Source organism: Aquibaculum sediminis, from assembly GCF_040712085.1.
Classification (GTDB): domain Bacteria; phylum Pseudomonadota; class Alphaproteobacteria; order Kiloniellales; family DSM-21159; genus Aquibaculum; species Aquibaculum sediminis.
This window is the reverse complement of record NZ_JBFCVK010000005.1, coordinates 32,905-46,919: the sequence shown is the minus strand read 5'-3', so window position 1 is coordinate 46,919 and position 14,015 is coordinate 32,905. Positions and strand designations below refer to the sequence as shown.

Sequence of the window (14,015 nt, the reverse complement as noted above, 5' to 3'; positions counted from 1 at the left end):
GTGCCGTTGTCTGAGGAAGCGACAAAGCTGAGTCCAAAGGCCAAGATCTGCCGCATACGCACCTTTGAAATCACGGCAGCGAGCGCGGTTGGTTCGGCAAGGCCAGAACCGGTGCCGGCGCCCGCGCGCCGATTGCACGTCTAGGGTTGCGACGCCGCCTGACGGCAAGACCTTCCTCCCGATAGATCGGCTGGGTCTTCTTCCGGTTGATCATCACGCCCTCCCGGCGCAGCAGGATATGCAGGCGGCGATAGCCGAACCGTCGACGTTGGTTCGCCAACTCGCGCAGCTTCTCTCTCAGTTCGGCATCGTCGGCCCGCGTCGAGCGGTAGCGGACGCTCTTGCGATCGGCACCAACGAAACGGCACGCCCGCCGCTCGCTCATCCCGTGGCAAGCCCGGAGATGAGTCACAGCTTCCCGCTTGGCGGCGGGCGTCACCACTTTTTTTGACAGAAGATCCTTCAGCGCCGCCTGGTCCAGCATCGCATCCGCCAGCAGGCGCTTGAGCTTCGCGTTCTCGTCCTCGAGCGCCTTCAGCCGCCGAGCATCGGACACCTCGAGCTCGCCATACGTCGACTTACAGTTGTAGATCGTTGCTTCGGAAACCCCGTGCCGGCGAGCCAGGTCGACAGGCTTCGCTCCCGCCTCCGCCTCCTTCAGCACGCCTATGATCTGCTCCTCCGAAAACCTCTTACGCTTCATCTCGTCCGTCCTTTCATCAGGGCCGGACTCTAATCAAACGTGGAGGAAAATTAGGGGGTCACGTCAGATCCACAACAGCGAACCTAATCGGCTGGTCAGCGATGCTGAGACCTGGGTCGCGAACGCGCAGCCCATTCACCGTCACTGGAAGAATCCACCCCGAGCTGGTACGTGCGATCAAGAAGCGCGGCAGTCGCTTCAAACGCGTGGGCGTATCGACAAAATCGATGCTCGTGGAGAAGATGATCGTGTTTAGCTATCCAGCGCGGGTGGCGAGCGATTTTAAGGGCTGGTGATCACACTGCATCGCGACGCGGAGGCAAGTTCACGGATGGTAAGCCGCGGCCCAGGCGCAAGGCGGCTTAGGTTGCTTGATCTAGGAATGAAGCTTGGTGTGCAGACCGATGAACGACCCCAGTTTGGCGCCGACTGTGTCCAGAATTTTCTGCTTTGGGTAGTATGGAAGCAGAGTAGATGTTATGTCCGAGGGCGTAAAGCGGAGAGGTTGCTACGCGCCATGTAATCGCTGCGTTCTGCAGAGCGTAGTGCTCTGGCAAGCAAATATGCCGAATGCCATCGGAGAAAGCGGCACGCTAAACAGGAGTGCGCGCAACATTGGTGATTTTGGCAACCCCAGACTCTCTTGAATGGGCTTCAGCCACGGGACTGGCGGACAAGCAGCCCAGCCGCCCAGTCTGGCTGAGCGGCCAGGCTAAATGCTTTACATTGCAAAGAAAGAGAAACTAACCCGATATTTATCAACAGCTGCTCACCAACAAGCTTGCTAGTTATGACTAAGCAGTCGTTGGATAGGTAATGACTGCGCCTTTCCCATACTGAGCTTCCAGCATCAACTTAGCATTATTTGGGTTGTCAGCCTCTACTCTAACTTCCTGCTGACTTCCGTTTGAGAGCCTGACTTTAGCCTTGTAGGTCCGAGTTGGCATTTCCTAGCCTCCATTGTGCAATCGCTCAACCACCCTCATGACGATTGATCGTCACTCCCTATTATAGAGGTTGATAATATACCAGTCAACTCCCGCTGTAGATAGCAACTCCCACTCAGATTACCTTTCCGCGAACTGGAGAATGAGCCGCGTGGAGATCGGCAACACCGCCGACTCCTCAATCATCCAGGATGAACGTAATGCCAACGGCAACTGATCTCTACTGATGTGCCCATCGGCGCAAACCGAACGACATGATGCACCAAGGCTGGTCGATGATCTTGTTCCAAGCATCGCAGCAATGTTCGAGTATCTCGTCGTAGGAGTGGAAGGCGCGGTTGGATAAGCAGTTCTCGCGCAGGAACTGCCAAATATTTTCCACGGGGTTGAGCTCGGGCGCCTTGGGCGGGAGCGGTAGCAGGATGATGTTATCGGGCAGGATGAGCTTGTCGGTCATGTGCCATCCGGCCTGATCGAGCAGAACGAGGGCATGGGCGCCCGGCTCGACCACCAGCGATCTCGTCCAGATGCTGCTGCATCGCCCAGGTGTTGCACTTGGGCAGGACAAGACCTGCTCCATTACCTTTGGCGGGGCAGATGGCGCCGTGGCCACTAGCGGACGGCGAAGGCGGCCAGATGTAGGCGGACTTGGTGCGCTGGTCCTGAGGAGCGCTCAGCCTAGTGCCGTGCTGCGCCCAGCGCCGGGTAATCTTGTTCGTCTGGCCAACGCGTGCCTCGTCCTGCCACCAGATTTCTATTTCGGTGCCCTTTGGCAGGCGCGCCTGGAGCGCCGCCACCTTCTCGGGGAAGTTTTTCTAAAAGCCTCGAGCGCATACTCGTTCGGGTTGTGGTGCCGGGCCGCGGTGTCAGGCGGCGATACCCCATCGCTCTCAGTTCACGCCCCACCGTGGTTTCTCCCACCTCGACACCGAACTCCTCTTAGAGCCAACCCATGAGATCCTTGCGCCGCAAGCTCCGCAGTTGAGCCCCGCTCCCCAGAGAGTCCCGCTCAAATGCCCTTGGTATTACGCGTCCCCGGCTACATGCGCTGCCTTATCAGCATACGTCGCAGAAAATATCGTCTCGGAAAGCCATTTCTTGAAGGACGGATTATCGCTGAACTGCTTGAACAGTTCCGTGTGGTCAGACAGAAGTTCGATCACAGCACGTTCAAGCGCCTTGTCGTGCTCAATGCGGGCGTTCTGCTTGTCCGAATTCTGCATTGCGTTTTGGTAGGCCTTGTCGGCCGCGACCTTCGTGGGCAGCTCCTCAGCGATTACCTTCCCGATCTTGTCGGCGTCCTTCCAGTCGATGTTGCCGAACATCTCGTTGAACGTCTTGAGGATGTTGCTGAGCAGGTCCAGTTCCGGGTCAGGTTTGCGACCGCCTCCGCCCAACGGCACAGGTCCGATCTCCGCGTCGGCATCGGGAAGCGCAATCGCCATCGTCGCCTGCGCCTCGACCCGGTAGCTATCCATGTCGATGGCCTCCAGAATGCCCTTCGACAGGTCCAGCTCCTCCGGAGCAGGCAATTTCGGCGTGAGGAAGTTCAGAAAGATCGAGAGCTTCTCCCACTCCGCATTCGTGTAGGGCAGAATGGTCGCGAGGAATCCATAGGTGCGCGTGAAAGCCTTCGCCTTCCCCTTAAAGTCGACCTGCCCATCTTCATCGAGGTCCGCCTTGTAGACCGCGACGCAGGAATCAAGGATCGGGTCGAGCTTGTCCCGGTCGGCGCCGCCAAGATACAGCGCCACGAGGTCTTCGACCTGCTCTCAGGAATAGACCTGATAGCCGTCGAGAGCCGCCTTCAGGTCGTGCAATTTGTTCGGGTCGGTCTCCTCGCTCAGGATCGTCGTCCGGTAGTAGTCCTCGAACGATGCCTTGATGCCGTCCACATCGTTCATAAAGTCGAGCACGAAGGTGTCGTGTTTCTGCGGATGCGCCCGGTTCAGACGCGATAACGTCTGCACGGCCTTGATGCCGGAAAGTGTCTTGTCCACGTACATCGTGTGCAGCAGCGGCTCGTCGTAGCCGGTCTGGAACTTGTCGGCGACGATGAGGAACCGGTACGGATCCTTCTGGATCAACTCCTCGATCTTGTTGCTGGGAAAGTCATTGAGCGACGCCTCGGTCACCTTATGGCCGCCATATTCATGCTCGCCCGAGAAGGCGACGATGGCCTGGTAGGGGCTCTTGCGCTCCTTCAAATACTCCCCGAAGGCGTGAAAATACTGGATGGCGCGGTGAATCCCGCTGGTCACCACTATGGCGCGCGCAGCGCCTCCGACCTTGCGGTGAGCCATCACCTGGTCGTGGAAATGATCGACCATGATTTCTGCCTTCTTGCGGATGGCATGGTCATGGGATTCCACATATCGCCGGAGTTTCTTCTGCGCCCGCTTGGTATCGAACTGCGGGTCGTCCTCCACCGTCTTCATGAGCCGGTAGTAGCTCTCGACCGGGGTGTAGTGCTTCAGCACGTCGAGGATGAAACCCTCCTCGATCGCCTGCTTCATCGAGTAATTGTGGAAGGGAACGTGCCTGACCTTCCCGCCCTCGGGAACCGCCGTGCCGAAAATCTCCAACGTCTTGTTCTTCGGGGTGGCCGTGAACGCGAAATAGCTCGCGTTCGGCAGCACCTTCCGCGCCTCCATCAGGCGGTTGATGGTGTCCTCAACCGTTTCCTCTTCTTCCTCGCCGCCGTTGGCCGCGAGTGCGATGTTCATCTTTGCAGACGTTCGCCCGCCCTGGCTGGAATGCGCCTCGTCGATGATAATGGCGAAGGTTCGCCCGCGATGGCCGTCTCCGATTTCGTCCAGAATGAACGGGAACTTCTGCACGGTGGTAATGATAATCTTCTTGCCCTGCTGCAGAAACGTCCGCAGCTGCTGCGACCCCTCGGTGACCGCGCCAACAATGGAGGACACCTGCGCGAACTGCTTGATCGTATCGCGGATCTGTTTATCGAGATTGCGCCTGTCAGTGACAACGATGACAGTATCGAAGGTCGGTTTGCCGCCAGTCTCCAGCCCGATCAGCTGATGGCCGAGCCAGGCAACCGAGTTGCTCTTACCGGAACCCGCCGAGTGCTGGATGAGGTAGCGCCGCCCCGCGCCCGATGCCTCAGCATCCGCCAGCAGCTTGCGCACCACATCGAGCTGGTGAAAACGCGGGAAAATTTGCTTTGGCGGCTTCTGCTTTCCGCGCTCGTCCGTTTCCTCGACCACCTGCGCATAGTTTTCCAGGATGTCGGTGAGGTTTCGCTTCGTAAGAACCTGCTTCCAAAGGTAATCGGTCTTCAGGCCATGGGGGTTCGGCGGATTGCCCGCGCCGTCATTCCAGCCCTTGTTGAAGGGCAGGAACCAGGACGCCTTGCCCTTCAGATGCGTGCACATCCGCACTTCGTGATCGTCCACGGCGAAGTGGACGACACAGCGGCCAAACTGAAACAGCAGCTCCTTCGGGTCACGATCCCGCTTGTACTGCTCGATCGCATCCTCGACCGTCTGCTTGGTTAGGCTGTTCTTCAACTCGAAGGTGGCGATGGGCAAGCCGTTGATGAACAGCGCCAAGTCGAGCGACAGCTTGGTCGCGTTCTTGGAATAGTGCAGCTGGCGCGTGACGCTGAAGATATTGGCGGCGAACAGCTCCTCGGCCTTCAGATTGCCGAGGGTCGGCGTGCCAAAGAACATTTCTACCGCCGCGGGGCCGTGCTTCACACCGTTGCGCAGCACGTCGATGACGCCGCGCTTGGCGATCTCACCTTGCAGCCGGTGCAAGAACTGAAGTCGCTTCGTTCCGTCCTCACCGATACCCAGCGCTTCAACGGCCTCCGGCTGCGTGGAGGCCAAGAAGCCGAACAGCTTCGCTTGGTCGACAGCGTGGTCCCGGTCGAAATCCTTTGGATCGCCGAGAACATAGTTGTGCAGGCCCACGAAAGGTACTGGGCCCTCGCCGAGGCTACCGGTTTTCTTCCCGACCGGTAGGCCTGTCAGATGCGAGACGATCAGGGCTTCGAGGCCTTTTTCACTGGTGTCAGTCGTCGGCATCGTCGCCTTCCAGCTCCTCCTCCATCGCGTCGACCTCGTCGGCGACCGGCTCGTCCGCTGGCGCGGCGATCTCGACATGGCGCACGTCCAGCTTGCCGGTGATCACATCGGCAATCAGCCGATCACGGTATTCCCTAACGAGGCTGATTTCTTGGTTTACACGGCCAATGGAAGCGCTGAGCGGTTCGATGGCGGCTGCCATAGCGGCTACCAGTTCACTTTGCTCGCGAAGGGGTGGGACAGGTAGAAGCAGGTTTTTGATCGCCAGCTTGGACAGGCCATATCGCGTGACGCCCGTAGCTTCGACGTAGAGCTGCTGTGCGATTGATGGCGCCGTCAAAGCCCTAAAGAGAAACATCGGGAGCAATGCGTCACGCTCAGCTCGGAGGAGGGCAAGATGATAGCCGCAAAGGACGCCCTCAAGCGCTTCAGTGACGATTGCCGGAACGCCAATATCGTTCCATGATTCGGAGTCCTTGGTGATCATGACGTCACCAATTCCCAGGTGGAAACGCTGTATCTCGGCGGGCGTCGCTGTAGCCGCCATAAAGCCCATGTCTGACGTGATGAAATCATTCTTGTAGACATCGGTGTAGTTGCACAGAAGCACTCGGCCCTCGCCGTCATTCGAGTGCTTATCCACGTTGCTGAACAGGACTTCACAAATCTGCTTGAGCGGCTTGACCTCCCAATGCGCCGGAACCTCGGGCATCCAGTCGATGCCAGTGGGCTTAATCGGGGCATTAGCGTCCAGGCCGTGTGTGACGGCCCGGTTGATGATCGCCTGCTTCTGCTCGTTCAACAGCCCGATCAGCCGCCGCTTGTTGCGGATCAGGCGGCGCACGCGCAGATCATAGGCCCGTATGAACTGCACGATTTTGCGCTGCTCATCCTCCGCTGGTTGCGGGACATGGATAGCCCCGAAACGATCCGAGTAGAGGCGCAGAAAGCCAGACGTACCGGTTCCAAGCCCTTTCGATTCCTGCCGGAATTTTGCGCGGTAGATGGTCGTCTTGAAGAGGTCGACGAAGTAGTCGGGCTCCATGGGACGGAGTGGCTGGAACACCGCATAATCCGGGCTGACCAGACCGTCCTCGCGCGCAACCGCGAACATGCCGTTCGACGCCTGCATGCGGTTCAGCACCATCTGGCCGGTACGGACGCACTTGTATCCCTTGAGCTCTTCCGGCGTGACCGGCTTGGTCGATACCTTCGCATGAGGGATCAGACCATGCGCCTGGCGCATGGACAGTAAGGTTTCCGTGCCAGTGTCGGTCCGGTCGTCGATCTCGCGAAACAGATACTTGCTCCTCAGCACGTCCCACCGGCTTGGCAGATCGCCAAGCCAGTCGTGCACTGAGGGACGGTCATCCGACAGATGCTTCGGTGACTCATCGTCTCTGGGGAGAGTGGGACGCGACGGGACAGACGCAGGCTCGGCGTTTGAAATCATTGGCTGCTCAAATAGGGAGGGCTGGGGGTCGCTGGGCTGCGGCGGGGTGGTTTCGGCCTGGGATAGTCGCCGTGGGGTCCAGCCGGGTATCTCAGCGTTGGGCGCGGCCTGGACCGCCTCGATGGGCTGGCCGAACAGCAGGAATTCGGAGATCGCCAGCGGCTCGATGAACCGCAAGCTCCCCGCCTCGTCGCCCTTCAGCTGCTCGCGCAGTTCCATCAGCAGCCGCCCGAGCACGTTCCTGCCGACGAGCGTGCCGTCCGGCTGTTCGGTGGCGCCCCAGAAATCCTTGCGACGCACCTTCTTCTCGACGATGGGCCGATCCCCGGTGGACAGGAGGAGTCGTCCGAAGGTGGCCCAGTTCTGAGCCAGCTTCACGCGCAGGCACCAGCGCATGATCTTGACCCGTACGCCATCCCAATCCGGTCGAGACGCCCGATGGTAGGGTTTGCTGCGCATCTTGGCTGTCATCGGGCTCCGCTCCCCGATGATCATGCGCTGCACCTCTGGCATGTGGGGGAACCGGCAGGACTGGTAGAGCGCTTCCGACGTCCGGATCTGGACACCGTTCACGACAAGCGGAAAGCCAGGCGCCATGTTCGAAAGCCCGCCAAAGCGCTCGTTCGTCTTCAGGAAGACGGCGCTTTCGGTGGGGACATATGTGCGAACTTGGCTGGGCTGGGACATTAGAAGTCTTCCCGCGCCAGCATGGCCATGAACCTGCGCATCGAGGTGTCGCTGTTCGTGGTGCGAGGGAACAAGGGGACCCAAGGATCGCCTGCCCAAAGCGCGAGGGGCGCATTGTTCGGGCAGTTTCTGAAGGTCACGATCAGCGAGCCAAAGCCGAGCGTTTCGAGGATCATGTTGCCCAGCGGCCGTTGGTACTGATTTAGATGCGGGCACATCTGCCGGATGCGCACGCCCGCCTTCAGGAACTCCGATTCCAGCAGCTGGCGTCCGGCATCACTGGAAAAGATGCCCTTTCCGCCGACGTGTCCCGCGGTCCGCAAATGGGGCGGGTAGCGCATAGCCGCGACATAGGCATTCACGGCCTCATCGTCGGGGATTGCGACCGGTCTAAGGACATCGGACGTGGTGGTATGGGCCTTGCGGTCCTCAAGCTCGACCGCCCGCCACCAGTAAACATCAATTGATTTGCCAGAAGCCTTTATGGCCTGTCCCACTCTGTTGCGGTTGAAATAGGAGCTTTGGTGGGTGGCGATGACGATAACGTGGATCGTCGCCGTTTTCGGAGCGTGTGTCTCGATCCAGCCGGCGAGATCGCTGCTTACGCGTCCTCCAGAGAATATCGCATCGTCGAGATAAATGAACGTGTCCGGATCAGCGCCGCAGTCCTCAATCTTGAAACCACACTTCTTTTCCAGGAGGACTCTGAAAAGCGCCAACATCTCTTTCTGGCTTGCACCGCCGCCTTGAATGTCGAGGAACTTGACGCTCCTCCAGAACGCGCATGGATCTTCGCCCACCAGCTTTTCGGTCTTGAACAGCCCTGCAAGAAACTTTCTTGTGTTCGCGCGGGAAAAGTACGTCTGCTTCAGGACGTGATCCATCTCGCGCAGAATTGGCAGTTGAGCTGCGACCTCAAACTGGTTGACCCAACGCTCGACACGTTCCGGGGTCGGTGCTTCCCCGTCAGCTTCACGATAATCAGCCGTTGTAGTAGCGACGGACGCAAAAAGCTTGTCTCGTTCGGTCATTGTCATCCCCCTTGTTTCTTACCCCCAGTTTCTTACCCCCAGCGAGCCTCAAAGCCGCCTAAAAGTAATATTTAGGTGCCATGCTCAGCGCCCTCCCGCGAGCACGTCCTCAAGCAAGCCCTCGGTCTCTTTCTCCAGCGCGCGGATATCCGCTTCGATTTCATCAAGAGTGCGCAAGGGCTGCGGCTTGTAGAAGTGCCGCGTGAAAGAGATTTCGTAGCCGATGATGGTTTTCGACGGGTCGATCCAGGCATCGACCGCATGAGGCAGAACCTCTCGCCGGAAAAATGCTTCGATACCCCCGTCTTCCAGGAAGGGCACCTGCTCGGTATCCCTCAACTCCGTGTCCGGCTCGTATTCGACGATCACCGGTTGGCCGCCGACGGTCCGATGGTAGTTGCCGTGCAGCGCATCGGTTTCGGCATCGGCGCCCGGCTTGATCTTCGACACCCTCTTGATGACCGGATCCGCTCCAGCATCCTTGATACCCAGTCCCGCTATCAAGAGCTTCTGGCGTTTGGCCGTCATACGAACGCCGCGCTTGCCCGCGACAGCTTTGGATTCTTCAAGGAAGCGGTTGAAATCGAGATGGGGGCCTTCGCCAAGCCGCTCGGTCACCGCTGCCACAACGCCAATAAGTGACTCTTCCCCGGCCTCTGCGCACGCCTTTGCGAAGTGACGCTGTGCGCTCGCCGACAGCTCGACCTTCAAGCGCAAGGGCCGCTCGACCGTCACCTTCCAGTAACCGAACGCCGCGTTGGGGAAGATCTTCGACTGCTCGCTTTCCTCGCTGTTGATGAAGCTGTCGCAGATGCGCTTGATGTCGTCCGGCCCTAGAACGCAGTTCTTCTTGCCGAGGTTTTTCCGCAGCGGTTTGAACCATGCCGTCGCGTCGATCAGCTGGACTTTGCCCTTGCGGGTATCTGCCTTGCGATTGCTCAGCACCCAAATGTAGGTCGCGATGCCGGTGTTGTAGAAGATGTTCAGCGGCAGCGCGATGATGGCCTCAAGCCAATCGTTCTCGATGACCCAGCGCCGCACGTTGCTTTCGCCTGAGCCTGCATCGCCGGTGAACAGCGACGAGCCGTTGTGGACCTCAGCAATCCGGCTGCCGACCTTGGTGGACTTCTTCATCTTGCTCAGCATGTTGGCCAGAAACACCATCTGGCCATCGCTGGAGCGCGTGATCAGGCTGTACTCGGGATCGCCGCCGTGCTCGATGACGAATCGCGGGTCACGGATGTCCTTTTTGCCGCCGAGCCGATCAAGGTCGGATTTCCAGCTCTTGCCGTAGGGAGGGTTCGACAGCATGAAGTCGAACTCACTCGACGGGAAGGCATCACCCGATAGGGTCGAGCCATACTTCATGTTCTCGGCTTCGGCGCCTTCGCCCTTAAGAATGAGGTCCGCCTTGCTGATGGCGAAGGTCTCTGGGTTGACCTCCTGCCCATACAGGTGGACGGACACGTCCTTGCCATGGTCTGTGGCGAGCTTGATCAGCGTCTCTTCCGCCACCGTCAGCATGCCGCCCGTGCCACAGGCACCGTCGTAAACAAGATATGTTGCTGATTCGATATGGTCGGCGACCGGCATGAAGATGAGGTAGGCCATGAGCTCTACCACGTCGCGCGGCGTGAAGTGCTCGCCCGCCTCCTCATTGTTCTCTTCGTTAAAGCGGCGGATGAGCTCCTCGAAGATCGTGCCCATAGAATGGTTGTCGAGGCCGGGAAGCCGGACGCTCCCGTCCTGGTGCAGGACCGGCTTTGGGCTAAGATTTACAGAGGGTTCCAGAAATTTTTCGATCAGGAAGCCGAGGACATCTGCTTCGACGAGCGTGGGAATCTGATTGCGGAACTTAAACTTATCCAGCACTTCCTGAACGTTAGGCGAGAACCCGTCGAGGTAAGCCTCGAAGTCGGCCTTCAGCTGCTGCCGTCGCGCTCTGGACGTCAAATCGCGCAGGCGAAACTGAGAGGTGTTATAAAATGCCTCTCCCGATGCTTTGCACAGAGCGGCATGCTGGTTCGCGACCCCTGCCTTGTCGAGCTGGGTCTTCATGGAGAGCACCGCTTCTTTCGTCGGCTCCAGCACAGCATCGAGGCGACGAATGACGGTCATGGGTAGAATGACGTCTCGGTATTTCCCCCGGACGTACACGTCTCGAAGGACATCGTCGGCGATGTTCCAGATGAAGTTGCTGATATTCAGATCGCTCACGTACTGCCCCTCGCGCCTTTTTCTGCGCCGCTTTTTTTTGCTGATCAGTCCAGCTATCGAGGTCCGACCAATTAAGCGGTCATGCACCGGCCACCTTAAAGCCCGGCAGGCCATCGTGCTTGGCGAATCTAACAGCGGTCCACTCGTTACCCTAGGTAACCTGCCACGCCGCTTTCGGTCATCACTGGCGCAAGGCCATCCTGACGTTCAAGTCGCTCCCATTTCCCGCCAGACTAGCAGTTCAGAACGGGTTAAGACAGTTTAAAGGCTCGCAGAGCTTACTCCGGACGTCTGCCCGCCACTTAGGTTTTGGCACAGGTTTACCAGCTGCAGTTGCCACTCCACCGGCAGAGGTTACAGCACCCGTGCCAGCGTCAACTCTAGACCCTGCTTGCCGCCCAGGATCGCCGCCCTTCACCGTCGATATCAGGCGAGATTGCCCCCTCGGATAATTCTCCCCGTCAGTGGGAAACACCTGCCGCCTGACGGCGGCGGGCGGGGCGCGCGCTTGCGCTGTGTGGGGGCGCCGCGCCCGCCCCGCCCAGGGCAATAATAGAGACCAGCACTCGTCGTGAGACGTTCTTGTAGCTGAGCCACGACCTCCTGCGCTCAGAACCCCTGCGCCCTCCCCCTTTTCCCAAAACGTTAACCCGCTTTTAACCCGGCAGCCTCACTTACCCTCAGGACAGCCGTTGGTAGCCAGCCATGCCCTTTGTTCCACAAAGCGCAGCTGGCCAGGGGGCGGCGCCCCCGTGGACCCCCAACACGGCACACACAAACGGTCAAAGGAGACTGCCTTATGAGACACGACGAGATCATCCGCTTCCGCCTCAACGCCGCCCTCAAGCGCGAGCTTGAGTCCGCCGCCCGGGCGGCCGACGAACCGCTGTCGGCTTATGTCCGCGCGGTCCTGGCCGCCCACGCCGCCTGCCGCGACGCCGACACCGAGCGCCAGCTACTCGCCGAGTTGGTGGCCCTGCGCGGCGCCGTGGGGCGGCTCGGCAACAACGCCAATCAGATTGCCCGCCGTATGAATGCGGGAGAGGCACTTCCGGAGCAGGCGTCCGAGCGCATCGCGCGTGCTGTCGAGAACATGCAGCGACAGGTGACCGCAGCGCTCGACGATCGGCGGGCCGCGCGATGATCATCAAGTCCACGCGCATCCGTGCCGACAGCGGCCACCAAGCGGTCGCCGCGCATGTGCTGCGTGGGAAAGACAACGAGAAGGTGACCCGTCTGCGAGGCGCTGATCCGCTATTGGCTGACGCGGTGGCCGACGCCCGAGCCTGGCAGCGGCGCTATGCCCTGCGCCACTTCTCGGTCAATCCGGACGCACCGCTGGAGCGACGCGAGGCCGTCGGGGTGTTCCAGTCACTGGCTGATGAGTTCGGCTTTGACCTGCAGCGCTGCCTGATCGTCGAGCACCAGAAACCCCGCGCCAGGAATGCGGGCTTCGGACAGCACTGGCACCTGCTTGTGCCAGAAGTCGACCCACTCACCTGGCGCGTGCTGTGCAGTTCGCACAGCTACCTGCGCCAAGAGAAGATTGCGCGGCGCGCCGAACTGCGCTTCGGTCACAAGCTGACGCGCGGGCGACACAACACCGCCGTGGTCGCTGCCCTGGAGGCCGAGGGGCGCACTACCGCAGCACAGAAGCTGGAGCAGGGGGGCCTCACATCCGGCCCTTTGCCCCAGGCCGCTTACACCAGCGACCAGCACCAGGCGGCAAAACGCGACGGCCTATCGCTGCCGCAAGCCCGCGCGGCAGTCAAAGCCGCCTGGGAAGCAAGCGACAGCGCGCAAGCGCTCACAGCCGCCCTGGCGGAGCAGGGACTGGGCATCGCCCCCGGCGACAAGCCCGGCACCTGGATCGTCACCCATTCCGATGGCCGCGTCCTGGGCGCCCTGCACCGTTTCGCAGGCGTCCGCAAAGCTGCCGTGCAACACAGAATGAAAGGAGAAACTCATGAAAATCCACGTACCACCGCAGCAGCCACCCGCCGAGCAACTCGGCCGAGCGACCTACGACCAGACGCGCAAGATCTACAAACACACCGGCGCCATCCTCGACCACCTGAACAACCCGCCGGAGGGAGGGGACGACCCCCTGGAGCAGCTCTACCAGACACTGCTGCAGATCGACCGGCGCCTACACCGGATAGAAGAGCGCTTGCGAATAGACTCGCCGCCGCACGACTGAGGGCAGCCTACAGGCGCAACCCGCGCAGGCTTTATCCTCTGCCTCCTGCTGTTCCGACGCCCAAGCCGCAGACCAGGCCCGCCGCAGGCGCCATCGCCCATCCTCTGGTCGGCGCGGCCATCCAGACTCGTCGCCAGGCCGAGGCCGTCGCCGCGCGCTGGCGTCGTCTCGGCTGCCAGGCAAAAGCCAGGGACACGCACGTTCTGGTAACGGGCAAGGACTGGCGCATCGCCGACTACGGCAACCGCTGCCTCTTCGACAAGGCACACCCCGAGGCCATCGCGCTTGCGATGAGCAAAGCCAAACGCGAATGGGGCGGTGCGGTGCTCTGCTCCGGCAGCCAGGGCTTTCTGGAACTGGCATGGCTGGAGGCACAGCGCCAACGCGTGCATTTCGAGGTCAAGGGTAAGCCGGATTGGCAGCCGCCTGCCCATATCAAGGCGCAGTGGCAGCAAGAGCAGGCGGAAGCCCAGGAGCCTGCGTCCAATCGGTCGGCGCCCCCACAGGACCCCAAAGTTCCGCCAGGCATCCGCGTTCCGGGCGGATGAGTAGCCGCCCGTAGGAACCGCTCCGCTACGCAAACGGGGTCCGCCCCTTAGGCAGCGCAACCGCTCCCCAAACTTCCCACCCTGCATGTTGGTCACCGCCGCTCCTGGAAGGAGGGCGCTGGAGCCTGACTGGAGCCCAGGTGGAATCTGGCTGGAGCCTCAGCGGAATGGTGTGCGGAA

Annotated in this window: 7 protein-coding genes and 2 pseudogenes; 2 read left to right on the top strand and 7 right to left on the bottom strand. The window is 60.3% G+C overall.

Annotated features, from left to right (window positions below; genetic code table 11):
* Window positions 1-76: 76 nt before the first annotated feature.
* The 7 genes and pseudogenes from ABZ720_RS09110 to ABZ720_RS09080 all read right to left on the bottom strand — a co-directional run.
* Window positions 77-703, bottom strand: a pseudogene (locus ABZ720_RS09110) (transposase); the annotation flags it as partial.
* 1,167 nt (window positions 704-1,870) lie between these two features.
* Window positions 1,871-2,589 (bottom strand): annotated as a pseudogene (locus ABZ720_RS09105) (IS630 family transposase); the annotation flags it as partial.
* Window positions 2,590-2,675: 86 nt separating this feature from the next.
* A complete protein-coding gene (locus ABZ720_RS09100; RefSeq protein WP_366555207.1) occupies window positions 2,676-3,404 on the bottom strand; it encodes an HsdR family type I site-specific deoxyribonuclease in 729 nt (242 codons plus the stop codon).
* An 18-nt stretch (window positions 3,405-3,422) separates the two neighbouring features.
* On the bottom strand, window positions 3,423-5,699 hold the full coding sequence (locus ABZ720_RS09095) for a type I restriction endonuclease subunit R (protein ID WP_366555206.1): 2,277 nt from the start codon (window positions 5,697-5,699) through the stop codon (window positions 3,423-3,425).
* Window positions 5,686-7,839 (bottom strand): NADAR family anti-phage protein, encoded by a 2,154-nt coding sequence (locus ABZ720_RS09090; RefSeq protein ID WP_366555205.1) that lies wholly within the window; start codon window positions 7,837-7,839, stop codon window positions 5,686-5,688. The genes ABZ720_RS09095 and ABZ720_RS09090 overlap by 14 nt, the downstream gene beginning before the upstream one ends.
* The gene (locus tag ABZ720_RS09085) at window positions 7,839-8,870 is read right to left on the bottom strand and encodes a phosphoribosyltransferase-like anti-phage protein (protein ID WP_366555204.1); all 1,032 of its coding nucleotides are present in this window, start codon (window positions 8,868-8,870) and stop codon (window positions 7,839-7,841) included. The genes ABZ720_RS09090 and ABZ720_RS09085 overlap by 1 nt, the downstream gene beginning before the upstream one ends.
* A gap of 84 nt (window positions 8,871-8,954) precedes the next feature.
* A complete protein-coding gene (locus tag ABZ720_RS09080) occupies window positions 8,955-11,087 on the bottom strand; it encodes a type I restriction-modification system subunit M (RefSeq protein WP_366555203.1) in 2,133 nt (710 codons plus the stop codon).
* 799 nt (window positions 11,088-11,886) lie between these two features.
* Between ABZ720_RS09080 and ABZ720_RS09075 the strand changes: the two genes are divergently transcribed.
* Together ABZ720_RS09075 and ABZ720_RS09070 are read left to right on the top strand one after the other, a co-directional pair.
* Window positions 11,887-12,231, top strand: a complete 345-nt coding sequence (locus ABZ720_RS09075) for a plasmid mobilization protein (protein ID WP_366555202.1) — start codon at window positions 11,887-11,889, stop codon at window positions 12,229-12,231.
* On the top strand, window positions 12,228-13,835 hold the full coding sequence (locus tag ABZ720_RS09070) for a hypothetical protein (RefSeq protein WP_366555201.1): 1,608 nt from the start codon (window positions 12,228-12,230) through the stop codon (window positions 13,833-13,835). The genes ABZ720_RS09075 and ABZ720_RS09070 overlap by 4 nt, the downstream gene beginning before the upstream one ends.
* The last annotated feature ends 180 nt before the right edge of the window (window positions 13,836-14,015 follow it).